Source organism: Bradyrhizobium sp. ORS 111, assembly GCF_045571485.1.
Lineage (GTDB): Bacteria > Pseudomonadota > Alphaproteobacteria > Rhizobiales > Xanthobacteraceae > Bradyrhizobium.
Genome location: NZ_CP120701.1, coordinates 1,532,335 through 1,554,608, shown reverse-complemented (window position 1 = coordinate 1,554,608; position 22,274 = coordinate 1,532,335). Strand labels below are relative to the sequence as shown.

Annotated in this window: 25 protein-coding genes; 11 read left to right on the top strand and 14 right to left on the bottom strand. The window is 62.1% G+C overall.

The features are described from left to right. Positions 1–64 precede the first annotated feature (64 nt). Genes P6U30_RS07265 through P6U30_RS07250 form a run of 4 tightly spaced genes read left to right on the top strand, consistent with a single transcriptional unit; the run spans position 65 to position 4,223 of the window. Complete coding sequence (locus tag P6U30_RS07265; RefSeq protein WP_407168744.1) at positions 65–1,006, top strand: enolase C-terminal domain-like protein; 942 nt, start codon at positions 65–67, stop codon at positions 1,004–1,006. Next, positions 1,003–1,944 (top strand): hypothetical protein, encoded by a 942-nt coding sequence (locus P6U30_RS07260; RefSeq protein ID WP_407168743.1) that lies wholly within the window; start codon positions 1,003–1,005, stop codon positions 1,942–1,944. Before P6U30_RS07265 ends, P6U30_RS07260 begins: the two co-directional genes overlap by 4 nt. Beyond that, positions 1,937–2,584 (top strand): gluconate 2-dehydrogenase subunit 3 family protein, encoded by a 648-nt coding sequence (locus P6U30_RS07255; protein WP_407168742.1) that lies wholly within the window; start codon positions 1,937–1,939, stop codon positions 2,582–2,584. Before P6U30_RS07260 ends, P6U30_RS07255 begins: the two co-directional genes overlap by 8 nt. Further along, positions 2,574–4,223 (top strand): GMC family oxidoreductase, encoded by a 1,650-nt coding sequence (locus P6U30_RS07250; protein ID WP_407168741.1) that lies wholly within the window; start codon positions 2,574–2,576, stop codon positions 4,221–4,223. Before P6U30_RS07255 ends, P6U30_RS07250 begins: the two co-directional genes overlap by 11 nt. 15 nt (positions 4,224–4,238) lie before the next feature. Here P6U30_RS07250 and P6U30_RS07245 read toward each other — a convergent pair whose 3' ends face one another. Continuing rightward, on the bottom strand, positions 4,239–5,246 hold the full coding sequence (locus tag P6U30_RS07245; protein WP_407168740.1) for an SDR family oxidoreductase: 1,008 nt from the start codon (positions 5,244–5,246) through the stop codon (positions 4,239–4,241). A gap of 300 nt (positions 5,247–5,546) precedes the next feature. On the opposite strand from P6U30_RS07245, the gene P6U30_RS07240 reads away from it, so the two are divergent. The 4 genes from P6U30_RS07240 to P6U30_RS07225 all read left to right on the top strand — a co-directional run bounded on the left by P6U30_RS07240 (position 5,547) and on the right by P6U30_RS07225 (position 8,962). Beyond that, complete coding sequence (locus P6U30_RS07240; protein WP_407168739.1) at positions 5,547–6,794, top strand: DUF763 domain-containing protein; 1,248 nt, start codon at positions 5,547–5,549, stop codon at positions 6,792–6,794. Positions 6,795–6,824: 30 nt separating this feature from the next. Beyond that, positions 6,825–7,574, top strand: a complete 750-nt coding sequence (locus P6U30_RS07235; RefSeq protein WP_407168738.1) for a DUF72 domain-containing protein — start codon at positions 6,825–6,827, stop codon at positions 7,572–7,574. A 244-nt stretch (positions 7,575–7,818) separates the two neighbouring features. Then, a complete protein-coding gene (locus tag P6U30_RS07230) occupies positions 7,819–8,469 on the top strand; it encodes an MgtC/SapB family protein (RefSeq protein ID WP_407170388.1) in 651 nt (216 codons plus the stop codon). A gap of 61 nt (positions 8,470–8,530) precedes the next feature. Next, positions 8,531–8,962, top strand: a complete 432-nt coding sequence (locus tag P6U30_RS07225) for a CBS domain-containing protein (RefSeq protein ID WP_407150662.1) — start codon at positions 8,531–8,533, stop codon at positions 8,960–8,962. 222 nt (positions 8,963–9,184) lie between these two features. Here P6U30_RS07225 and P6U30_RS07220 read toward each other — a convergent pair whose 3' ends face one another. From P6U30_RS07220 to P6U30_RS07170, 11 genes are all read right to left on the bottom strand, one after another. After that, a complete protein-coding gene (locus P6U30_RS07220) occupies positions 9,185–9,412 on the bottom strand; it encodes a DUF6894 family protein (protein WP_407168737.1) in 228 nt (75 codons plus the stop codon). 37 nt (positions 9,413–9,449) lie between these two features. Next, positions 9,450–9,617 carry a hypothetical protein gene (locus P6U30_RS07215; protein WP_407168736.1) on the bottom strand — a complete coding sequence of 56 codons (168 nt, stop codon included), beginning with the start codon at positions 9,615–9,617 and terminating at the stop codon, positions 9,450–9,452. A gap of 58 nt (positions 9,618–9,675) precedes the next feature. Continuing rightward, positions 9,676–9,846, bottom strand: coding sequence for a hypothetical protein (locus tag P6U30_RS07210; RefSeq protein ID WP_407150658.1), 171 nt, complete (start codon positions 9,844–9,846; stop codon positions 9,676–9,678). Between the two features lie 15 nt (positions 9,847–9,861). Further along, positions 9,862–10,200, bottom strand: a complete 339-nt coding sequence (locus P6U30_RS07205) for a cupin domain-containing protein (RefSeq protein WP_407168735.1) — start codon at positions 10,198–10,200, stop codon at positions 9,862–9,864. A gap of 35 nt (positions 10,201–10,235) precedes the next feature. After that, a complete protein-coding gene (locus tag P6U30_RS07200) occupies positions 10,236–10,547 on the bottom strand; it encodes a four-helix bundle copper-binding protein (RefSeq protein WP_407168734.1) in 312 nt (103 codons plus the stop codon). Positions 10,548–10,574: 27 nt separating this feature from the next. Continuing rightward, a complete protein-coding gene (locus P6U30_RS07195; protein ID WP_407168733.1) occupies positions 10,575–11,135 on the bottom strand; it encodes a type 1 glutamine amidotransferase domain-containing protein in 561 nt (186 codons plus the stop codon). 342 nt (positions 11,136–11,477) lie between these two features. Beyond that, positions 11,478–11,699 carry a hypothetical protein gene (locus P6U30_RS07190; RefSeq protein WP_407150652.1) on the bottom strand — a complete coding sequence of 74 codons (222 nt, stop codon included), beginning with the start codon at positions 11,697–11,699 and terminating at the stop codon, positions 11,478–11,480. Between the two features lie 141 nt (positions 11,700–11,840). Continuing rightward, a complete protein-coding gene (locus tag P6U30_RS07185; protein WP_407168732.1) occupies positions 11,841–14,183 on the bottom strand; it encodes an FdhF/YdeP family oxidoreductase in 2,343 nt (780 codons plus the stop codon). 346 nt (positions 14,184–14,529) lie between these two features. Beyond that, positions 14,530–15,963 (bottom strand): NAD-dependent succinate-semialdehyde dehydrogenase, encoded by a 1,434-nt coding sequence (locus P6U30_RS07180; RefSeq protein ID WP_407168731.1) that lies wholly within the window; start codon positions 15,961–15,963, stop codon positions 14,530–14,532. Positions 15,964–16,004: 41 nt separating this feature from the next. Then, positions 16,005–16,892: a non-homologous end-joining DNA ligase gene (ligD, locus tag P6U30_RS07175; RefSeq protein ID WP_407168730.1), complete on the bottom strand. Its 888-nt coding sequence runs from the start codon at positions 16,890–16,892 to the stop codon at positions 16,005–16,007. A gap of 10 nt (positions 16,893–16,902) precedes the next feature. After that, positions 16,903–17,397 (bottom strand): DNA polymerase ligase N-terminal domain-containing protein, encoded by a 495-nt coding sequence (locus P6U30_RS07170; protein WP_407168729.1) that lies wholly within the window; start codon positions 17,395–17,397, stop codon positions 16,903–16,905. A gap of 175 nt (positions 17,398–17,572) precedes the next feature. Between P6U30_RS07170 and P6U30_RS07165 the strand changes: the two genes are divergently transcribed. Beyond that, positions 17,573–18,145, top strand: a complete 573-nt coding sequence (locus P6U30_RS07165; RefSeq protein ID WP_407168728.1) for a uracil-DNA glycosylase — start codon at positions 17,573–17,575, stop codon at positions 18,143–18,145. Positions 18,146–18,173: 28 nt separating this feature from the next. Here the strand turns inward: P6U30_RS07165 and P6U30_RS07160 are convergent, their stop codons facing one another. Then, complete coding sequence (locus P6U30_RS07160) at positions 18,174–18,995, bottom strand: phosphosulfolactate synthase (protein WP_407168727.1); 822 nt, start codon at positions 18,993–18,995, stop codon at positions 18,174–18,176. A 33-nt stretch (positions 18,996–19,028) separates the two neighbouring features. Next, a complete protein-coding gene (locus P6U30_RS07155; protein ID WP_407168726.1) occupies positions 19,029–20,474 on the bottom strand; it encodes an MmgE/PrpD family protein in 1,446 nt (481 codons plus the stop codon). Positions 20,475–20,789: 315 nt separating this feature from the next. On the opposite strand from P6U30_RS07155, the gene P6U30_RS07150 reads away from it, so the two are divergent. Next, positions 20,790–21,737, top strand: coding sequence for an alpha/beta fold hydrolase (locus P6U30_RS07150; RefSeq protein ID WP_407168725.1), 948 nt, complete (start codon positions 20,790–20,792; stop codon positions 21,735–21,737). Positions 21,738–21,839: 102 nt separating this feature from the next. Then, positions 21,840–22,232, top strand: coding sequence for a VOC family protein (locus P6U30_RS07145; protein WP_407168724.1), 393 nt, complete (start codon positions 21,840–21,842; stop codon positions 22,230–22,232). Positions 22,233–22,274: the final 42 nt, after the last annotated feature.

Below are 22,274 nucleotides of genomic sequence, written 5' to 3'. Positions count from 1 at the left end.
CGTCACCCACGTCAGTGCTGGCAACAGGCGTGGGCTCGGCCTGACCTATGGCGACGCCTCGGTCGTGGCCGTGATCAAGGAACTGCTGGCGCCCGCCATCACCGATCGCGACTGCTTCGATATTGCAGGCTGCTGGGCCGCGATGCAGCGCGCCGTGCGCAATGTCGGACGGTCCGGCATCGCGAGCTGCGCGATTTCGGCGATTGATCTCGCGCTTTGGGATTTGAAGGCACAACTGCTTGCCGTTCCGCTGGCAAAGCTGCTGGGCTGTTGCCGCGACACTGTGCCAGTCTACGGCAGCGGCGGTTTCACCTCCTATTCGAACGAGGAATTGGGCGAGCAACTTGGACGCTGGGCGAAAGTCGACGGCTGCCGCTTTGTCAAGATGAAGATCGGCAGCGACCCGGAGCTTGATCCGAAGCGTGCAGAATTCGCGTGGCAGGCGATTGGCGACTGTCAATTATTCGTCGATGCCAATGGCGCGTTCGACGTCAAGCAGGCATTGCGCTTCGCGGCCCTGACGGAAGACCTGGGCATTCGCTGGTTCGAAGAACCCGTCTCGTCCGACGATTCAGCGGGTCTGCACGCCGTTCGCAGCCGGACGCCGGCCGGATTGGAAGTCGCGGCTGGCGAGTATGTCTTCACGCTCGACGACGCTCGTCACCTCTTATCGGAGGACGCAGTTGATGTGCTACAGGCCGACGTTACACGCTGTGGCGGCATCACCGGCTTCCTGAAAATAGCTGCGTTGGCCGAGGCCAAGCACATTGACATCTCGGCGCACTGCGCGCCGTCCATGCATCGCCATCTCGCTTGCGCCGTTCCGCGATTGCGTCACATCGAATGGTTTCACGACCATGTTCGCATCGAGCAGATGCTGTTCGATGGCGCACCGGCCCTTCGCGACGGCGACATCGCGCCCGATCTGTCGCGCTTCGGTCACGGACTTGGCTTCAAGGCCGTGGATGCCGCTCCCTACCATACGTCAGGGGAGGCGCTGGCATGAGACGCGTGCCGGCGGTCGATGCGCAGCGCACAGCGCTCGCCTCGCTGCAGGCGACCGCGACCAGCTTGAACAAGAAATATGCGCCAAGAGCTCCGGCTCGGACGCCCGATCGCGAATGGCGCAGCAACATCGGACGTAAGCTCGATCTCAGCTCTGCCCTGCTCTCACTTTCAGTGTTGGTGGACAGCGGACTGGATCACTATCGAGGCTCCTTCCAGAACCGCTGGATGTATCTTCCGCTGGGGGTATCGGCCGCCGCTCTGGCTGCAAGCCTGCTTGGGATCCTGGATGCGCGAGGCAAATCTCGCGTGGCTCGCGACGGCCTCTATGGCCTCGCCGCGCTGACCGGAGCAGCCGGGCTCGGTTTCCACGGATACAACATCATGAAAAGGCCGGGCGGCCTGTCATGGCTCAACCTGTTCTATGCAGCACCTGTCGGCGCGCCGGCGGCGTTGTTGCTTGCTGGAATACTCGGCCGCGGCGCGGAGAGAGTGAGAGACGATGAGGCCTCCACAATTCTGGGATATCCGGCCGGCGAAGTTCTGGGCATCATTGCTTCCGCGGGCCTGGCCGGAACGGTCGCGGAAGCAGGCTTGCTGCACTTCCGTGGCGCCTTCCAGAACCCGGGGATGTTTCTGCCCGTTGCCGTGCCACCCGCTGCCGCCGGCCTTCTCACCACCACGCTGTTCCGTCCCGGCAACATATTGCGGCGGGCGGCGAAGCTTGGCCTCAGATTGACGGCACTGCTGGGTTTTGCCGGGGTCGGATTTCATGCCTACGGCGTTTCCCGCAACATGGGTGGCTGGCGCAATTGGAGCCAGAACATTCTCAACGGTCCGCCCCTGCCTGCCCCGCCATCGTTCACGGGATTGGCGCTGGCGGGGCTTGCCGCCCTGGCCTTGGTTGAAAGAAATGGGAAAGCTAGCTCTCATGACTGAGCGCTATCCGGGCTACAATGTTCTTAACAAGCGCAACTCGGTATCATGGAATGACCAGACCCGCGCGGTGATTGATGCGCGCTGCGGCCTCGATCCCGAATTCCACCGGTTCTGCGACGAAGCCGAGTGGAAGACGCTCCGCTCGCTGTGCGAGCAAATCATCCCCCAACCGGCTGATCGTGCCGTCAAGGCGCCACTCGCGGCGATGATCGACCAGAAGCTGTACGGCGGCAAGGGCGACGGCTATCGCGATGCCCGGCTGCCCGAGCAAGACAAGGCCTGGCGATTGGGATTGGCTGCCATTGACGCCGAAGCCATGGCGGCGTGCGAAAAGCCATTCTGCGACTTGAGTCATGACCAGCAGCATTGGCTGTTGGGCAAAATCCAGCGCGGACAAGTATCAAGCGACGCCTGGGAGGATATGCCGGCAGCGACCTTCTTTGCCAAGCGGATGCTGCACGACATCGTTAGCGCCTACTACGCGCACCCCGCGTCATGGAATGAAATCGGCTTTGGCGGACCGGCAAGCCCGCGCGGCTATGTGCGCATGAACTTCGACCGCCGCGACCCCTGGGAAGCGGCAGAGGCGTCACCCGGCCGGGAAGATCAGGCGCGCCGGGAGAACGAACGTGTGGGATGAGACCTCGCCGAGGGCCTTGAACGGACGCGCACCTGATGTCTTCAGGCCGGGCGCTTGGGTTCCGATGCGCGAATACCCGGAGGATGAGGCGGTCGACTTCGCGATCGTCGGGACAGGCGCGGGAGGCGGAACGCTTGCCTGCAAGCTGGCTGAGTATGGCTTCTCCGTTGTCGCGCTCGACGCGGGACCCTACTGGCGTCCGCTCGAGGATTTCGCCTCCGACGAGATGCATCAGTCGAAGCTCTATTGGACGGACAGGCGAATCGTCGACGGCGACAATCCGCTTCAGCTCGGCGCCAACAATTCGGGAAAGAGCGTCGGCGGATCGACCGTTCACTTCGCCATGGTATCGCTTCGGTTTCGGCCCGAATGGTTCAAATCGCGCAGCCAGCTTGGCTATGGCGTCGACTGGCCGATCGATTGGCGCGAAATGTGGGACTACTACTCCGAGGTAGAGCAGGTTCTGAAGATTTCCGGACCGCTTCATTATCCCTGGGGGCCCAAGCGTCCGCGCTATCCGTATCGTCCGCACGAGCTGAACGCAGCCGCCCTGGTCCTTGCCGAAGGCGCCGAAGCACTTGGCATCGATTGGACGCCGACGCCGCTGGCCACGCTTTCCGCCCCCCGCGGGCTTGCTCATCCGTGCGTCTATCGGGGGATGTGCGTGATCGGCTGCTCCACGAATGCCAAGCAGAGCGTGCTGCTGACGTGGCTGCCGCGTGCGCTCAGGGCCGGCGCCGAGATCCGCGACCTTGCGATGGTGGGGTCGATCGAGCACGACCGCACCGGGCTCGCGACCGGCGTCCACTATCTGCGCGCGGGCCGCTGGCGCTTCCAGAGAGCAAAGAATGTCGTGGTCGCCGGCTACGCAATCGAGACACCGCGCCTGCTGCTCAACTCGGCCAGCGGAAAGTTCCCGGATGGTTTGGCCAATTCCTCCGGGCTGGTCGGCAAGAACCTGATGGTGCAGTCCAATCAGGCGGTGTGGGGCGTGATGGACCAGGAAATCCGCTCTTACAAAGGGCCGCCTTCGCTCGCGATCACCGAGCACTGGAATTACACGGACAAGGGCAAGGACTTCCACGGCGGCTATTGCTACATGAGCCAAGGCCCGCTGCCGATCGTGTGGGGCACGACGCAGGCCAGCAAGCGCGGACTATGGGGGCAGGCGCTGCTCGACGCCATGGAGAACTACAACCATCAGGTCGGTCTCAAGATTGTCGGCGAGACACTGCCCCAGGAGCGCAACCGCGTGACCCTCTCCGACGAGCTCGATCAAAACGGGCTGCGCATCCCACGTGTCACCTATTCCTTCTGCGACAATGACAAGCGCCTGATCGCGCATTCGCTCAAGTTCATGCGTCGGGCGCTGGAAGCAGTGGATGCCCACGATATATGGGATGAGGACGACGACACCTGTCATCTCAATGGAACCGCCCGGATGGGCGATGATCCCGCGAGCAGCGTCGTCAATGCCGATTGCCGCTGCTGGGACATCCCCAATTTATGGATCTGCGACGGCTCGGTATTTCCGACCGTCGGCGGGGTCAATCCTTCGCTGACCATCCAGGCGATTGCCTGCCGCACTGCTGACCGGATCAGAGCAATGAGCCGGCGCGGCGAACTGGCGGGGCTCTGACCACTATTGCTTTCATTACTTTGACGAGCGGCGCCTGCCGGCAGCGGCTCCAGCCGCGAAAAGCAACGTCGCGCCGATGACGACAGAGGCGGCCCGCGCCAACCACCCCACCGCCAGTGGCGCATGGTGCGACGCCCCTGCGCTGAACAAGCCCCGGGTCCGATGCAACGCCGTGACCGGGTGATCCAGGTTGTCGTCGCGACCGATGGAGAGCGGAGTGCCGGTCTGCTGACCCGCCACGGCCTTACGCGCCAGGTAGCGGTCGAAATACGCAGGAACGATGCTGTTGCCGAGAATCGTGAGGATCGTTTGCAGGCCAAGCCAATATTCGCGTGACGATCCTTCGGCCACGCGAAAAACCGCGTCGGCAACTGCTTCCGGCTCGAGAGGCGCTCCCATCGGCCGTGGCGTGCGCGGAATGTGCGCTCGTGCCCAGTCGAATTGCGGCGTGTTGACCGCCGGCAGCTCGATGATACTCACGGTCACGGGTGATCTTTCGTGGAACAGCTCCGCACGGAGCGAATCGGTGAATCCGCGCATCGCGTGCTTGGCACCACAGTAGGCCGCTTGCAGGGGAATGCCGCGATAGGCCAACGCGGATCCGATCTGGATGATGCGACCTCGCCGGCGCGGCCGCATCGATCGTAGCGCTGCCATGGTGCCATGCACGAAGCCGAGATAGGTGACCTCTGTCACTCGCCGGAATTCCGCAGGATCAATGTCGGCCACCGTTGAGAACACGGTTTCCATGGCGTCGTTGATCCATATATCCATAAAGCCGAGCCGCCGCTCGAGTTGATCGGCAGCGGCGAACACCGCCGCAGCATCGGATACGTCCACCGCTACCCATTCCACAGCCTTGGCGCCGGATAGCAGCAATTCGCGCTGGACGTCCTCCAGTGCAGCCGGGTCTCGCGCGATCAGGCCGACTCGATCGCCCGCCCGAGCGAAACGACCGGCGATCGCGCGACCAATCCCGGCGGAAGCGCCGGTGATGATAACGGTTCGGGCGGGACGATTCACTTGATACACCCGGAGCTAGATGGGGTCGCGTTCACGTGCCCTGATCGACTTGCGGACCATAGCCGCCCGCGACAAAACGGAGTGAAGGCTGGACTCGCACATAGGGGCCTCTTTCGGATGCTGATGCCGCCCGCTTCAATCGCCTAACCTCCTGCCTGCGCGCGTTGTTCCTAACAGGGGCTTCGTACGTCTGGCACCGAACTGCTCGCGTCGCCACATCACGAACCCACCGGCCCTTGCCAGAATGCGCGCCGTCGCATTTGCTGTTAGGGTCAAGCAGATTCAGGATCAGGGAACGCGATGGCCCGACGAACTGGCAGTGCCGACCTCCCGCTCCACGGCGGACGTGTGCCGCTTTGGCTCGCTGAACGTATGGCGACGCTGGGCGCGATCATCACGCAAGCCATCGTCCATCACTACGGACGGGACGCATTCCTGCAACGGCTCTCGCATCCGTTCTGGTTCCAATCATTCGGTGCGGTCATGGGTATGGACTGGCACTCCTCCGGCATTACCACCAGCGTCATCGGCGCGCTCAAGCGCGGGCTGGCGCCGATGCAGGACGAACTGGGAATCTATGTGTGCGGTGGGCGCGGCAGGCATTCGCGACGTACCCCCGAAGAGCTATCGGCGCTTGGCGAGCGTGTCGGCTTCGACGGCACTGCCCTGACCCGCGCCAGCCGGCTGGTGGCCAAGGTCGACAGCGCGGCGGTCCAGGACGGGTTCGAGTTGTACCTCCACGGCTTCTTCGTCACCGGGGATGGCAGGTGGACCGTGGTCCAGCAAGGCATGAACGACCGCAAACGGCAGGCGCGACGCTATCATTGGCATTCCGAGGGGTTGCGCGATTTTGTCGATGAACCGCACAGTGCGATCGATGGTCCCCCGCAGGGCGAGATCGTCAACCTCACCGATCACCGCGCCGAAGCCTCGCGCCAGGCGCAGCTCGACCTGCTCGCTGCGCTCGGGCCGGACGGCATCGCGCACCAATATGCCAAGCTGACGGACAGGGCCCCGCCACAAGCGGACCTGTTGCACCTGATCATGCCGTCCCATCATGATGTCCGATCAAGCGATGTTTTCATCCGGCGCCTGCACGGCACGCTGGCCGCCGCCGCGGATCGCGGGCCGCTGGACTTCCCCGATCTGTTGCTGATGCCTGGTGTCGGCGCGCGCACCGTAGAATCCTTGGCCATGGTGGCCGAAGTCGTCCATGGCACGCCTTATCGTTTCCGGGACCCGGCGCGTTTCTCGCTCGCCCACGGTGGCAAGGACCGCCATCCTTTTCCGGTGCCCATCAAGGTCTACGACGAGACCATTCGGGTGCTGAAATCGGCTGTGCAGCAGGCAAAGCTCGGCCGCGACACGCAGATCCAGGCGCTCAAGCGGCTTGACGAGCAGGCGCGCAGGCTGGAGCGGACGGCAAGTGGGCCGTCATTCGATGCTTTTGTGGCGACCGAACGCGCCCGTTCCCCAACCCTCGATGGCCGGTCCGTATTTGGTTGGGAGGCTGACCTTGCCGGGCGCGACCGGACCGCCAAGTCGTAGAGGATGCCCGATGCCACGATCCGTGTTGAGATGGCGCGCGTTCTGATTGGTACATCCGGCTGGCACTATGCCTCCTGGCGCGGTCCGTTCTTCCCGGAGGGATTGCCGCTGAATCGCCAGCTCGACTATTACGCGGGCCAGTTCCGCACGACGGAGCTGAACGGCGTCTTCTATCGCACTCCCACGGAAAAGGCAGTTATAGGCTGGCGCGATGCGACCGATCCCGAGTTCGTCTTTGCCTGGAAGGCCTCGAAATTCATCACCCACTGGAAGCGGCTGTCCGAGACCTCGGTCAATAGCCTCGAACTGCTGGAGGATCGGCTGTCACTGCTCCGTAGCAAGGCCGGGCCCGTCCTGTTTCAACTGCCGCCGAACTTCACCATCGATGCTGATCGTCTTGCAGGGTTTCTCAAACTTCTGAAGCGCCGCCGGCGCTACGCCTTCGAATTCCGCCATCCGAGCTGGTACGAAGCGCGAATCCTGAAGCTTCTGGCCGCGCGCAATATCGCCCTCTGCATTTCCGATCATCACGACGCACCGGCTCCCTGGGAGCGCACCGCCGATTTTGTCTATGTCCGCGGCCACGGCCCGGGCGGCCGATATAGTGGCCACTACCGGCCGGCGCAGCTTGCTGATTGGGCGAAGCATATACGCGCCTGGAGCAGGCGCGGACACGACGTCTATGTCTATTTCGACAATGATCAGAAGAGCGCGGCACCAGCAGATGCCAAGCGGCTTTGCGAGTTCCTTGAGCCGGAGGCTCACCGATCGCGGAAATAGGAACCAATGTTCCACGGCTGCATTGGGTGCTCTGGAAGGGAGCCGATGCGATGTCGTCTGCTGTGCCGGAAACGCTCAACGCGGTAACGACCGATGACCGCGGCGCGATCGCCCACCTCCGATCATCCGGCACGTCGGTTCGGACTGCAGCCGTAGGCCCTGCGTAGGCGCGAGGCGGAACGTGCCGCTTCACCCGACTTGGTCCGACATCGCCGTCCGCCTCGCTCTGACAATTTTGGCCGGCATGATCCTAGGCTTTAATCGTGGCGCGCGGGGACGTGCGGCGGGCTTGCGGACCACGATCCTGGTCGGACTCGCCGCCTCGCTGTCGATGATTCAGGCCAATCTTCTGCTGACCGTCGACGGAAAGGGTTCAACGTCCTTCATCCAAATGGACCTGATGCGGCTTCCGCTCGGTATCCTGACGGGCGTCGGATTCATCGGCGGCGGCACGATCCTCAAGAAGGGCGATCTCGTAACCGGCGTGACGACGGCCGCCACGCTCTGGCTGATCACGGTCATCGGCCTGTGCCTCGGCGGTGGTCAGCTCGTCCTTGGTTGCGTCGGAACCGCCATTGGCGTCGTTACGCTTTCGGTCCTCAAATGGGTCGATGTCAGAATTCCCCGGCTCCACCGCGCTACCTTGACGATTGGTGGTGCGGCCGATGTCAGCGTGATCGAGGCGCTGCCGACGCTGATCGAACCGCTACATTACCATGCGCGGTTTCAGGAACGGCGAGGCGGCGGCACCTCGACGGACGTGGAGTACGCGTTCGAGGTATATTGGCGACGTCCCGAGAATTCTCGGCCGCCGGTCGACCTTCTGCGCCTGCTGGAGCAGCACTACGTCATCAAGTCCTTCGATCTGACCACACAGAACGCCGGACAAACTTAGGAACGGAGCTCCGGGCGTATCGTTAGGCGGTTGAAGCAACCAGCCAACGGAAGGGCCGATCATGAAGGTTTCCGATGCTATGACACGAGACGTTCAGCTATGCACCCCCGACAACACGCTCCGCGATGCTGCGGAAGCGATGGGAGCGCTCGCCGTCGGCCTGCTGCCTGTTACCGATAACGACCGTCTCATTGGAATGATCTCGGATCGTGACATCGCGGTGCGCGGCGTCGGGATGGGACGCGGCCCGGACACGCGAGTCGGCGACATCATGACCGCCGACGTGAAGTACTGCTTCGAGGACGAGGACATCGAGCAGATCGCGCAAAATATGGGCGCTATACAGGTGCGCCGCCTCCCCGTCCTCAGCCGCGACAAGCGGCTCGTCGGTATCATCGCGCTCGGCGACATCGCGCAGGCCAAAGGGAACAACGGCGCAGGCATGGCGCTGAGCCAAATCTCGCGACCGACCGCACAGCATGCGCAGCTCTAGGTATTCGGGACGAAGAACGATCTCGTGCTCCGCGAAGCTCGGCCTCGCGGGGCACGAACATATGGATTGGCAGCAGTGGCTGACTATGTGCCTTGGATGTTGATTGCCGGCGGGATCGTGGCATTGGTCGTCACGTTGCTGCTTTGGCGTGCCAACTATGTCAGCTCCGATTAGATTAGAGACTAGAAGATGCACCACCCCGCCCGCCCTGTCGGGCGCGGGTCAGCCGCTCTTCTCGGCACTATCGATGCTTTCACGGTGAATCTCGCGCTCGTTGTCGTCGGTCACCGAGACGAAATAACCTCCACCGAGAAATTCCTTTCGCTCCTCGGCAAGGTCGATGGCGAGGCGTTTTGCCACCGCGAGGGCCTGATCGCGGTCGGCGACTGGTTGGCCCGTCGAGCCGACCACGCCGTCGTCACTTACGATATGAAAGTGAAATGGTGACATCTCTTCTCTTCATTCCCCACCTTCAGTATTCCTGCATTCAGTGCGTGTTCGATTCATGCCATTTTTCCAGATCGGGCGCGTGCGCTCCGGAACGCTGCTCCTTTTCCGGGTTGCCCCTCCAGGGCGTGTCGGTTTGCGCATGAGATCCCCAATCGCTGAGGCGGCCGGGATCATGCGTCATCGGCTTTGAAGGCTCTCGGTTCATTTGCGATCTCCTCGAGAACAGAAGCGCGAAATCCCAATCTGTTCCCGACAAGGATGTATTAGGGACCGCCCGCGACCGCGCCTGCGATCACCATCACAAGCGCGTCCAGATCGATCGCGCCCGCCACGGAGAGCTCCTGCGCGTTCTGCACGCGGAGAACGTCCGGCCGATCCGCCGCCTGACGCATCAACTCACCGACGATGGCTTCCTTTAGTTTCTCCTCAAGCATCCGGCTCTCCTACGTCTAGGCCTCGTCCCGGCCATGGACTTGCGCCGGCGGCGAGGTGGCCTCGATCGCGGTGAAGGGTTCCAGGATGCGATAGCTATGCTCAGATTTGGCGGGCACCAGCCAGGAATCTCCCTTCTGCAGCCGAATTGTCTGTCCCTCGAGAGTAAGCTCGGCTCGACCCGCAATGACGTATCCGACGGTTTCGTAATCCCGCTGCTCGGGATCACTCTGCTGCGGTTGCTCGTTGTCCCAGAGCCGCATCGCGACACGCTTGCCGGATACGAGATAGGTCTGTCCCATCGCTCCCTTGGGAGCCGTCCCTTGAGCGACTTTCTTGATGGTACTGTCGTGCATGATGTTCTCCATATCGATAGTCCGGAGCCCAGTGGTTAGCCGGCCATCTTCCGGCAGACCTCCGCACAGGCTTTGCACATTGCGACACACTCATCCATGCCGCCAATCCGTTCGCAATCCGCAGCGCACTCGGCGCAGATTTCCGCGCATTCACGGCACGTGTGCTTGTGGTGTGGCGTGTTGATCAGCATGAAGTGCGCCGCGGTCCGGCACATCTCGGCGCACGCCATCATCAGGCGGAAATGCACGGGTTCGATATGTTTGCCGCCGGTGACGAGGCAATGGTTCATTGCCGTGCCAAGACAAGTCTTGTAACAGGCAAGGCAGCTTTCGATGCAGCGGTTCATCTCGTCCGAGAATGACATAGCGATCCCTCAGGCCGCGCTGCGTTGGGTATGACGTCCTTCCTTGATCTCCTCGATGATCTTGGCGCTGAAGGCTTCGAGATCACCGGGATTTCGCGAGGTGACCACGCCTTGATCGACGACGACCTCGGCGTCCTGCCACTTCGCGCCGGCATTCTCCATGTCGGTCTTGATCGACCTGTACGAGGTCACCTTGCGGCCCTTGGCGATGCCGGTCTCGATCAACAGCCATGGTCCGTGACAGACCGCCGCGACGATTTTCTTGGCGTCGAAGATATCCTTGATGAACTTCAAGGCTTTGGCCTCGACGCGCAGCAGGTCCGGATTGATCTGTCCGCCGGGGAGGACCACCGCGTCGTAATCAGTGGCCGCGGCTTGATCCAGCGTCTTGTCCACCTTGACCGGACGGCCCCAATCCTTCTTGTCCCATCCCTTGATCTCGCCCGAAGCGAGCGAGACGACCTCGACCGCCGCGCCAGCCTTCTTCAGGCGGTCGCGTGGCACTTCAAGCTCCGACTGTTCGAAGCCATGCGTCGCGAGGATCGCGATCTTTTTGCTATTCAGGTCCATGAGCTACTCCGTTGGCGCTTGCTTGATGGTTCCGGATCGGCGGCCCGTGGGTTGAACCGACAGCGCCTGCCGAAGATCCGGCGCGACGTACGCCACGGCTATTTGGCTTGTCCTGCCGCGGCGGGCTTCCACCCTGCTAAAATCTGTGGCGCCGGCGACGCGTGATCGGACGCGCGCGTATTTGGGTCGATGAGCCGATCGCGCTGATCCGGACCATTGGGCTTAAGCCCGCGCCATTTGCTTGGTTCCTATCGGCCGCGGAGTCCTGCTCTCATCGGCCTAGCCGAAGCGTAATGCGCGTGGCCCGGAGCGACATCAACGCCTCGCGCGGACGAAGCCGCGTCATCCGCCCACCAGCCGCGGGTAGAACAAGGTTTCTTCCGCCGTCGGATCCAGTGATCGCGCCAGCACCGTGTTCCCGCTCGGTCTCCGCGTCGCCGCCGTGTAGCCATCCGAGATCAACTGCTTGAACCGGGCCTCTGCCCCGGCCAATTGCTCGCGGTCCCCAGCATCGAAGTGGTGACGGGTGTCGCCGCTGTGATCCATGACTAAAAGCGTAGCCATCGCGGTCTCCTTCTGCTGCCGTGACAATCGCAACCTGAACCCAAGGTTCCTGCTCGTGCGTAACCTCGGAGCTCCCGCGACGAGCCGTTACGAAGTATCCCGGCGCGCCTGCCGCGCAAGCACGCTCGAGCACAACGTGCATCAGCTCTGCCGGACCGATCGAGCGTCCGGCCGGCCGGGCCCTTCTGCTCTTACACGCACCGGAATCGATTTCGCGGCGGGTGTCTTTGCCTTCTTCTCGTGATGCCAGAGCGGCAGCAGCGGGTTGCACTCAGGATAATAGCCGGCCGCACATCCTTCCGGGATATTGTAGGCGACCACCCGCAGTCCCTGGACCTCCCGCGTTACGCCGTCGTCGACCGCTGTCGACAGCGTCACCATGCTCCCCTCGGCCAGCGCGAGCCGATTGATGTCGTTGCGGTGCATCAATACGACGCGACGCGACCCATAGATGCCACGAAAGCGATCGTCGTAGCTGTAAATCGTGGTGTTGAACTGACCGTTGCTGCGCAGTGTGATGAGTTGCACCACATCTTGATCGCGCGCTTCCGCGCCAGGATCGCTCGCCAGCGAGGACGGCACGATGAAGTTCGCTTTGCCGGTGGCCGTCTTCCACTGCCGATGACGCGCGCCGAGCGGACGGTGAAAGCCGCCCGGTTGCCAAAGCCGAGCATTGAAATCGTGAAAGATGTCAGGATACGTCGCCGCAATCGCATCGCGTATCCGGCTATAGTCCGCAACCCAATCGTCCCAGGGAATGGTCGAGCGACCCGGCGCCGCGGCCTTGGCCAATTCCGCGATGATCTTCGGTTCGGACAACAGGTGTGCGCTGGCGGCCGGCACTTGCCCCCGCGATCCGTGCATGCAACCGGTGGAATCCTCCATGGACACCGCCTGTCGCCCGCTCGCTTGCTCATCGAACTCGATGCGTCCGAGACATGGCAAGATGTAAGAGACCTCGCCGTGGACCAGCGCGGAGCGATTGAGCTTGGTCAGGATGTTGACGGTCAAACGCAGCTTGCGCCACGCCGGCTCGACCAGGCGGTGCTCCGGAACAGAGCGCACGAGGTTGCCGCCAAGCAAAATCATTGCGCGCACCGAGCCATCAATGATTTTCGCGCAAGCTTCGACCGTGGTCAGGCCTTTGCCTTTGGGCACGTCGATTCCGAACAGCTCCTTGATCCTGTCTGCCGGCACCATCTCCGGCTTTTCCGTGATGCCGACCGTCCGCTGCCCCTGCACGTTGGAGTGGCCGCGCACCGGGCAGATGCCGGCGCCGGGCCTGCCGATATTGCCCCGCATCAGCGCTAGATCGACCACGGTCTGCACGGTTTCGACGCCTCGCTCGTGCTGCGTCAAGCCCATGCCGTAGATAAACATCGCGGATTTCGCCTGCGCGTAGACCGCAGCGGCAACCTCCAGCGCATCCCGACTTAATCCCGATCGCTGCTCGATCTCGGACCATTCGCAGCGATTGACCGCCGAGGTAAAATCGTCCCAGCCGTGCGTATGCTCGCGGACAAACGCCCAATCGATCACGTGAGCGCCTCGATCAGCCCGCGCCTCGCGCGCGAGCAGTGCCTTCGCGATTCCCATGATCGCCGCGGTATCGCCGCCGCTCTTGACCTGATGATACTGCGAACTGATGCGGGTCGGCATATCCGCCAGCATCTCGCCGGGTGCCTGCGGATTGACGAACTGCTCGAGCCCGCGCTCCCGCAGCGGATTGAACGTGACGATCGGCACACCGCGGCGCGCCGCTTCCTGCAGTTGGTGCAACATGCGCGGGCTGGACGTGCCGACATTCTGTCCAAAGAAGAAGATGCAGTCGGTCTTCTCGAAGTCGTCAAGCGTACAAGTCCCGACCGGCACGCCGATGCTTTCAGGCAGCGCGACCGAGCTCGTCTCGTGACACATGTTGGAGCTGTCGGGAAGATTGTTGGTGCCGTAGGCGCGCGCGAGGAGACCGTACATGAACGCAGCTTCCAGCGAAGCCCGGCCGGAGGTGTAGAACACGGCACGATCCGGCTCCGGCTGAAGCGCCTGCAACTCCCGTCCGATTTCCGAAAACGCCTCTTCCCAACTTACCGGAACATATTTGTCGATCGTGGCGTCCCAGCGCATGGGATGGGTCAACCGGCCAGCGGCTTCGAGCTCGTGATCGTCCCAGCTTTCAAGCTCGGTGACCGTTCTTTCAGCGAAGAACTCGGGCGTGACGCGCTTATGCGTGATCTCCCACGTCGTCGCCTTGGCGCCGTTTTCGCAGAACTCGAAGACACGAGGATCGGCAGGCTTTGCCCAGGCGCAGCTCACGCACATGAACCCGCCGGTCTTGTTCTGGCTGAGCAGCACGCGGCTGCCCCTCAACGGCACATGCTCACGGGTGAGGCTCTTCGCCAGCGATCGCACCGATCCCCACCCTCCCGACGGCCCCTCATAGGGCTCGACTTGAAGGATGCTACTCAGTTTCCGCCTGATCGCCATCGTCGTTCCTCGTCGAATGCAAGATAAAATGAGGGCGCTGTATCGGCTTGACGCGCTACGCGGCGCATCAGTCATGCTGCGGGCCGTGCGTTGACGGCCTAAGCCGACGGGTCCCGCGATTCCCGCGCCGGCGGCCCTGATGATGAGGGGTCGCGGATCAAGCAACGGCCTCAGAGGCGTCGTGGGGATCGCGACGGTCGTCAACCGCCGCTGGACCCGTTCGTTCCTATTCGACGGTGGAGCCGGACAAGCCGAACGGCATGTCGCTGGGTTCCGCCGGCAGAACCTCGTGTGCGCGCGAGTGCCTGACCGCCGGCTGGCAAATTACGCGTGCGGGCGTTGAAAGCTACAGTGACTCGACCAGCACCGTTTTGATATTGCAGAATTCGCGGATTCCAAATGCGGACAACTCCCGCCCGTAGCCGCTATTCTTGACGCCGCCGAACGCCAGCCGCGGGTCTGAACGGACGTTATCGTTCACAAAGGCGGCGCCGGCATCGAGCTCCTCCGCCGCGATACGCTCTCCTCGACCGGTATCACCGGTTATCACAGCCGATCCAAGGCCAAAACGACTGTCATTGACCATGTTGATCGCATCCGCCTCGTCCTTGGCGGAAATGACGGCGGCGACCGGTCCGAACACCTCTTCATCATGCGCGGGCTGCCCCGGTCGCACATTTGAGAGAACCGTGGCCGGATACCACGCACCCGGTTGCTTCGGCACCTCGCCGCCGAGAAGAATCTTGGCGCCGTGCTTCACGCTCTGACTGACCTGACTCGCGATCTGATCGCGCGAGCGCACGCTTTCCATCGGTCCCAGTTTGGTCTTCGGATCGTTCGGGTCTCCCATGACATAGGAACGCATCTCTTCGACAAATGCGCGCTCGAACGCTTCCCGTATGCGCTCAACGACGACAAACCGCTTGGCTGCAATGCAGCTCTGGCCGCTATTGACCATCCGTCCGCGCGCGCAGATCTTCGCGGCGGCAACCGGATCCGCATCCTCCAGGACGATGTAACCATCTGATCCGCCGAGTTCGAATACTCCCTTCTTCATGACGGCGCCCGCAGCCGCGGCGACAGACTTGCCGGCTGCGACGCTGCCGGTCAGCGTGACAGCGGCGATATGCGGGTCCTCGATTAAGGGCTTGAGGTCCTTCGATGACAGCAGCACTGTTCTGAAGATGTTGCTCGGAAATCCGGCTTCTCGAAAGATCTCCTCAAGCGCAAGCGCACAGCCCGGCACATTGGAAGCGTGTTTGAGAACACCGGCATTGCCGGCCATCAAGTGCGGAGCCGCGAATCGTATCACCTGCCAGAAGGGAAAATTCCACGGCATCACTGCAAGGATGACGCCGAGCGGATTGAACGTCACGAAAGCGCGCGGCGGAGGCTTGGGCCCGGTATGGTTAGCGCTCATATCCTGCGGGATCGGCCGCAAGAATTCTTCGGCATGCTCCGCAAAGAATTCGCAACACAAGGCGCACTTCTCGAGTTCAGCCAAACCGTCGGTAACGGTCTTGCCCATCTCGTCCGTCATCATTCTGGCATAGCGTTCGCGATTCCTGCGAATGACCTGCGCCGCACGTTTCATCGCCTCCGAGCGCACGCCGATGGCAGCTCGCCGCCAATCGAATTGCGCCCGATGCACCTCGGCCGCAATCGACATCGCTTGGTCAACGGTGTGCCCTTGATAGGCGCGGCCATGTTTGCCGGTTGCCGGATTGATGGTCTGGAATGAATGAGCCGCGGCTGCTTCCAGCGTCTTTGTCTTGGCCATGTCACGCTCCTATGTCTTTGCCTTGCCCACCGACTTCATGCTCACTCTCTCCTGACTTGCCGCGCGGGCTTGTCGGTCCGCATGCCCAGAAACACGGAGTGACGCATCTCGCCCTCGTCGGTCCATTCGGTGAACTTGACCTGGCATACGAGCCGCGGCCTGATCCAGGTTGTCCGGTCCTCGTGCGGAATGTCCGTAAACGGCTTCTTGTCTGTCCTCAACTTCATCATGCGTGCATGCAGCGTCGCGAGCATCTCTCTGGAGAACCCCCCACCGCTGTGGCCGACGTAGACAAGCTTGCCCCGATCGTACACGCCGAGCACCAGCGAGCCAAAATGTTCGCGGCTCCCGCGCGGTTCGGTGAATCCGACAATGATGGCTTCCTGTTCATGACCGGCCTTGATCTTGAGCCATTCGTTCGTGCGCTTGCCTGAGTGATAAAGACTTGCGGCGCGCTTCGCGATAATCCCTTCCTCGCCCGCACGTCGCGCCGTGTTGAACGCCGCCTTGCCGCTCCTTCTCCTGTGCCCGCTAAAGCGAACCAGTGAGTGCCGCCCAAGAATGCTGTGCAAACGGTCCTTGCGCTCAAGCAATGACTTCTGACGCAGGTCCCGGCCATCCAGGAAAAGCAGATCGAACACGTAATAGCGGAGACGGGCCTTGCCTTTCAGAGCGTTCTGCAGCAACTGGAACCGCGATCGCCCCTCCGCGTCGAGCGCCACCAGTTCGCCGTCAATCACCGCTTTGCGCTTGATGACGTCGAGCGCTTCGGCAATTGCGGCATAACGCCTGGTTACGTCGGTGCCGCTGCGCGAGTAGAGCGAGCCGGCGCCCCCTCCGGTTTTTGCGACGAGCCGAAAGCCATCCCACTTCGTCTCGAAGACCCATTCCTTGTCATCGAATGGCGCGTCGATGAGAGTCGCAAGCATTGGCTTAAGATCACTTTTTCGCATGCGTCTTGATCAGCAGCCATTGCTTCGGGCGTTTCAATCGCACCAGCGAATACACGCCTCGAAGCTTGCCTCCTTTGAGAACGAAACTTGCGCGGCCCCGCTGCAGTCCTGCTCGCATGGCCCGCTCACTCTCCGCTGCGCTGGTCGTGCCTTCGGCTGCGTAAGTGCCGTCGTCCCATTTTTTCACGAGCCCGGCGCCATACTCGCCTTCCGGTATTCGCCCCTCGAAGTCCTTGTATGCATACGGATGGTCTTCAACCTGCACCGCGAGGCGCTTGTCCGCCGGTCTTCGCGGCGGTCCCTTGGGCACCGCCCAGCTCTTGAGGACGCGATCCAGTTCGAGGCGAAAGTCGTGGTGCAGATGCGACGCTCGATGCTTCTGGACGACGAAAATCAACTCCTTGCTTCGCCTATGCGCACGCGCGCGCGGCTCCGGCGTCGTCCGAAAATTGCGCTTCCTGCGATAGGCGGTCAGCGACATCCGCAATCCCGATCTCTCCTTGGCGGGACCAGCACATCGAGCAAAACTCGCGTCGCTGAGCGCCGGTTCCAACGCACAATTGCCGACCGGGGCGCACGTCGCTTTTTGGAAATCCGCGGCGCGGCCGCAGTTGATTCGGGTGGAACATCGCCTTGCAGTCTAGATGCAGGAACCGATGGCCAGGACCAGCGTCGCCAACACACATCTCGATCATCGTCGTGTCGCGCCTGAAGGCCGCTTCCGGCGACCGCGGCTATACGTGGTTGGCGAAGCACCCGGTGCGGAGGAGGCCGCGCAGGGCAGGCCCTTTGTCGGTCCGGCCGGCAGGGCATTGCGCGAGATGTTGGACGAGGCCGGGATCGACCCCAAACAGGTACGCCTTGCGAACGCCATCCCATTCCGGCCAATCGCGTATTCCAAAGACCGGAAGCCACGCAATCGCAGCCCAACCATCCCGGAGGTCGATCACTATGGCAAGGCCGTTCTGAACGACATCCGACGTTCCAAGCCCAGCGTGATCGTTGCGCTTGGCAGCACGGCGTCCCGCTTGTTTGGCGAGTCGCAGTCGATCAGCGTGACGCGACGAACGAAGCGCCATTTTAACGGTCACGTGCTCCGCATCACGTTCCACCCGGCCTATGTCCGCCGCTTCGGTGGACGCAATAGCGATGTCTGGCATCGGGCGGTCGCCGATCTACGTCGGGCTTGGCAAGATTCCGCGGCTCATTTGGATCCAAGTCGCGCTTGAAGATCTCGACGGTCATGCCGCTGACCCCTCAATCGGGCAGATTCTGGATTCGACCCCAGGTGCTCTTGGTGCCCCAGATGCCCGAGCGCAGCGCTTCGAGCTGCACGATCTGACTGTGATCAACGAACAGATTGACCTCGTTTCCGTAGTTCTTGACGTACCATTCGAAGACCGGCGGATCGGCGCCTTCAAACATCACCTTTTCAAGCCCAAGCTGATTGATGATGCGGGCGACCACATCGGTGCGCCAGGTATCGACGTTTTCTGTGATGCCTTCGCTTTCGATCATGATGATGTCGGCCCCGGCATCGAGCGCGCGCTCGGCCTGCGCGATCAGCCAGCCGACATCCTTGGTACCCTCGGCTGCGAGCTCCTCGGTCGACGTGCTACCGCCGGCGCCGAACTGAATGCCGAGCTCTGGCTTCGCCTTCAGCCCGGCTTTTTTAACCTTCTGTACCAGCCGCAACAGACCATCTGTCGGAAGGCTGATAAAGCCCGTGGAAATCTCGATGACGTCAAAGCCGAGCGCCTTGGCTTCGGCGATATAGCGATCGATCGCCTCGACGCCGAAACGCACGACGTTTTCGATCCAGCCCCCCGTCGAGACGTAGACGTCATGATCGTGTGCCAGCCGGTTGATTGACCTGACCGCGTCGGGTGGCATGAGCGCAAACGAGCCGCCTGCATATTTGAGGCCGTCGACCGCGGTGCCGACCGTTTCCAGGATATCGGCCAGATGGCGGGGACCATAGGCGCTGTAATAAGGACCCCGGATTTCGGTGATTCCGATCCGGCGCGGCTTGGCCGAACGCGCCGCCCGGGGAATGAAGGAAAACGCGGTTTCTGCCATGGCTTCGTCCTCCTCAGGAATGTGTTCGCGCCTCTATGGCGGAACTGAGATGTCGCCGAGCAACGACGTGAGGGCGGCGACCGGACGCTTCTCCAGCGTCGCGATCACCTCAGCAAGCGCGTCGCGTTGGGAAGCCGTTGTGAAGGCTGACGTGATGCGATCGAACTTGTGGCGTGCCATCGCCCAATCGAACGGCTTGGTATGAAAGCCGCGATAATCGTCGCGCTGGGCGCGAAACACCGTTTCGTCCTTTTGTTCGACTTCGAGATCGGCAGGGAGCCGCTTCGGGAACTGCGCCGAGAGGCGAGAATCCGGCGTCACGGTTACCTTCCGCAGCAACGTCTGGACATCCTCGGCGGCGATTCGTTCGGGTGTGTATTGCTGCGGCTGCACCTCACCGTCAATCAACGCGACTGCCAGCATGTAGGGCAGACTGTGATCGGCCTCTTCCTTGGTTCGCACCGTTCGCTTGTCACCCTCCTCCCCGCCGCCGATGATTCGATGGGCTACTGCGAATGTCTTGAGCCGTATTGCGGAAACAGCCGCCGCGTCGAAACCCGGGTGCGCCCGAATGTCGAGCGCGGCATCGAGCGCAGATTGGGCGTGAATCTCGGCATTGTGCCGCTTCACGATCGTATGGCGGACGCCTTCGAGATCCTCTTGTCGCCAGTCGATTTCGAATGGGCCGCTGATCACCTCTTTGAACCCCTTGGTGCCCTCGAACACAGCTTCGGGCCCGGTGATCCCGCGGCTCGCGAGCAATGCGGCGTGTGTCGCCGACATCGCCGTATTCGGATAGGCAAGTCCCTTCCAGTGAGACAGCGCACCCGTGCGAGTGACGCGCAGTGCATTATTGGCAGTGCCGCTGATCGCGAGCGCATGCGCGATCTGTGCTGACGGCAATGCAAGTGCCTTGGCCGCCCCCGCAGCGGCCGCGTATGCTCCTTGTGTCGTATGATCAAAGCCCTTGTCGCGGACCGGGGCGACATCGCTTAGCCGGATGTGGACCTGGTAGGCGACGGCGAGCGCAGCGAGCAGATCGGCTCCATTCACCCCTCGCATCTCAGCCGTGGCCAGTACTGCGCTGAGATTATCGGATGGATGGCAGGTTTCGCCGGGAGCGATGTAGCTGTCCATGAAATCAAGGTAACGGCCGAGAGCCCCGTTGTAGAATGCGGCGCGATCCGGCGCGGTGCGGCCGCCACCGATGAGCGTGGAGCACGGACGACCGCCCAGATCGGCGACGAGGCTGCGTATCACAGCGACGGGCAGCGAACTCAGTGCCCCAATGGCCACCCCGATCGTGTCGAGCACGCGAATCTTGAGCTGCTCCAGCGCCTGCTCGCCCAGGTCCTCCAGACGAACACGTTCCACAAATCTGGCAAGTTCCTGGACCTCGGTCACGACCGCGGGCTCCTTGTCTCGATCTGCTGCCGGATCAGAGGGAAACAGCTTGGCGGCGAAATGGGGGTTGGTCACACCGTCGATCGAAGCGATCGCATCATCGGCAGCGAAGTGTGTCCCTTGGGCCACCTCGCCTGGGACGCAGGATCAACGTAACAGCATGAAAACAGTTGCAATACGGGAGCCGGGAGCGCCAACCGAGTGCGCTCTGCTGATTTCCGCTCTCCACGCTCATCCAAAGAGATAGCTGCGGAGCACGATCGACATTCAGTGAGAGCAAGCTGCAGCGCGGCCGCCTGATGATCGGCAGATAATAAATACCAGCCATACTACGGACCCAAGCAACCGCACGGAACTGGAACGAGCAGGCATCGTTGGCGAGCAACGGCGTTGGGCCACTTTATCAATCAATCGATCGTGGTTGCGGTCATGACGAAGTACCTCGAAACATCGCATCTCAACATCGCCTACGAAGAGACTGGTGGACCGCACGGTTCTCCCATCGTGCTCGTTCATGGCTGGCCGGACGACGTGCGATGCTGGAACCATGTCACGCCCGAGCTCGCCGCAACCGGCTTCCGAGTCCTTGCGCCTTACCTGCGTGGCTGTAAGCCGACGACCTTCCGTTCAGCGGAGACACTGAGAAGCGGAGCAATTGCCGCGCTGGGACAGGATTTGGCCGACTTCATCGCGGCTCTCGATCTCCGCGATGTTCTCGTCGTCGGGTACGATTGGGGCGCACGAGCCGGTTACGTCGTCGGAGCCTTGTTTTCCGAACGCGTTCGAGGACTTCTTGCCATGTCGGCCGGTTACGCCACGGCAAAGCCGATCCGCGAATTATCCTACGACCTGGCGAAAGCCTATTGGTACGAATGGCTTGTAGCGACCAAGCAGGGCCGAGAGGCGATGGACAAGGATCGTCGCCGCCTATGCCGCTATCTCTGGGAGACATGGTCGCCCGGTTGGCGGTTCACTGATGCGGAATTTTCCGCGACCGCTGCATCCTGGGAGAACGACGACTGGGCTCCAATCAGCATTCATGCCTATCTGCAGCGCTGGGGTGAAGCTCAAGGCGCGCCAGAACACGAAGCGATCGAGCAGAGACTGCGCGAAATCCCTCCCGTCCAGGTGCCCACCGTGATGCTGCACGGCGAGAACGACGCTGACAATTTTCCAGAGACGTCCGAGGGCAAAGAGCGCTTCTTTGTTGCCGGCTATGAAAGGCGTCTTCTGCCCGGCGTGGGACACTTCATTCCTCGCGAAGCGCCGAGCGAAGTGTTGGCCGCAATTCGACAACTCGCGCAGGCCCACCCGCCGCAGAATATTCAGCGGCGCTGACGAGATATCGTTGCGGGGAAGTGGTTATCCTTCGCGAGGAACTTCGCCCGTGCCTCCCTCGTTCTTCATCGGCGCCAGTTGTGGTGTTGCAGGGATACGAACATGGCTATCGACTTCAATCACACGATTTTGTCAGCTCGCGACAGCAAGGCGTCGGCCGATTTCCTGGCTGAGATGCTAGGACTGCCGGAGCCGCGGCGCTGGGGACCGTTTTACATGGTCAAGACCGACAACGATGCCAATCTCGACTATATGGACAGCAAGGGAGAGCTCTCCCGCCAGCACTACGCCTTCCTGGTTGGCGATATCGAGTTCGACGCGATCTTGGATCGGATTCGCAAGCGGAAACTGACCTACTGGGCTGATCCCGCGCAGCGACATCCAGGCGAGATCAACGATCACGATGGCGGGCGCGGCCTCTACTTCGAAGACCTGAACGGGCATCTGCTCGAAATCATCACACGCCCATATGGCAGCGGTGGCTGGAATCCGTAGGCGCGAGCCGAGCCGCGGGCGGTGAGAGTGATCTCGCAACTC

Coding starts and splice junctions, on each gene's coding strand:
- P6U30_RS07230 (WP_407170388.1), top strand. CDS start 7,819: ATGATCCTAGGCTTTAATCGTGGCGCGCGGGGACGTGCGGCGGGCTTG.
- P6U30_RS07210 (WP_407150658.1), bottom strand. CDS start 9,846: ATGCTTGAGGAGAAACTAAAGGAAGCCATCGTCGGTGAGTTGATGCGT.
- P6U30_RS07195 (WP_407168733.1), bottom strand. CDS start 11,135: ATGGACCTGAATAGCAAAAAGATCGCGATCCTCGCGACGCATGGCTTC.
- P6U30_RS07200 (WP_407168734.1), bottom strand. CDS start 10,547: ATGAACCGCTGCATCGAAAGCTGCCTTGCCTGTTACAAGACTTGTCTT.
- P6U30_RS07190 (WP_407150652.1), bottom strand. CDS start 11,699: ATGGCTACGCTTTTAGTCATGGATCACAGCGGCGACACCCGTCACCAC.
- P6U30_RS07225 (WP_407150662.1), top strand. CDS start 8,531: ATGAAGGTTTCCGATGCTATGACACGAGACGTTCAGCTATGCACCCCC.
- P6U30_RS07215 (WP_407168736.1), bottom strand. CDS start 9,617: ATGAACCGAGAGCCTTCAAAGCCGATGACGCATGATCCCGGCCGCCTC.
- P6U30_RS07205 (WP_407168735.1), bottom strand. CDS start 10,200: ATGCACGACAGTACCATCAAGAAAGTCGCTCAAGGGACGGCTCCCAAG.
- P6U30_RS07235 (WP_407168738.1), top strand. CDS start 6,825: ATGGCGCGCGTTCTGATTGGTACATCCGGCTGGCACTATGCCTCCTGG.
- P6U30_RS07170 (WP_407168729.1), bottom strand. CDS start 17,397: ATGTCGCTGACCGCCTATCGCAGGAAGCGCAATTTTCGGACGACGCCG.
- P6U30_RS07165 (WP_407168728.1), top strand. CDS start 17,573: ATGGCCAGGACCAGCGTCGCCAACACACATCTCGATCATCGTCGTGTC.
- P6U30_RS07180 (WP_407168731.1), bottom strand. CDS start 15,963: ATGGCCAAGACAAAGACGCTGGAAGCAGCCGCGGCTCATTCATTCCAG.
- P6U30_RS07160 (WP_407168727.1), bottom strand. CDS start 18,995: ATGGCAGAAACCGCGTTTTCCTTCATTCCCCGGGCGGCGCGTTCGGCC.
- P6U30_RS07260 (WP_407168743.1), top strand. CDS start 1,003: ATGAGACGCGTGCCGGCGGTCGATGCGCAGCGCACAGCGCTCGCCTCG.
- P6U30_RS07240 (WP_407168739.1), top strand. CDS start 5,547: ATGGCCCGACGAACTGGCAGTGCCGACCTCCCGCTCCACGGCGGACGT.
- P6U30_RS07255 (WP_407168742.1), top strand. CDS start 1,937: ATGACTGAGCGCTATCCGGGCTACAATGTTCTTAACAAGCGCAACTCG.
- ligD (WP_407168730.1), bottom strand. CDS start 16,892: ATGCTTGCGACTCTCATCGACGCGCCATTCGATGACAAGGAATGGGTC.
- P6U30_RS07220 (WP_407168737.1), bottom strand. CDS start 9,412: ATGTCACCATTTCACTTTCATATCGTAAGTGACGACGGCGTGGTCGGC.
- P6U30_RS07185 (WP_407168732.1), bottom strand. CDS start 14,183: ATGGCGATCAGGCGGAAACTGAGTAGCATCCTTCAAGTCGAGCCCTAT.
- P6U30_RS07145 (WP_407168724.1), top strand. CDS start 21,840: ATGGCTATCGACTTCAATCACACGATTTTGTCAGCTCGCGACAGCAAG.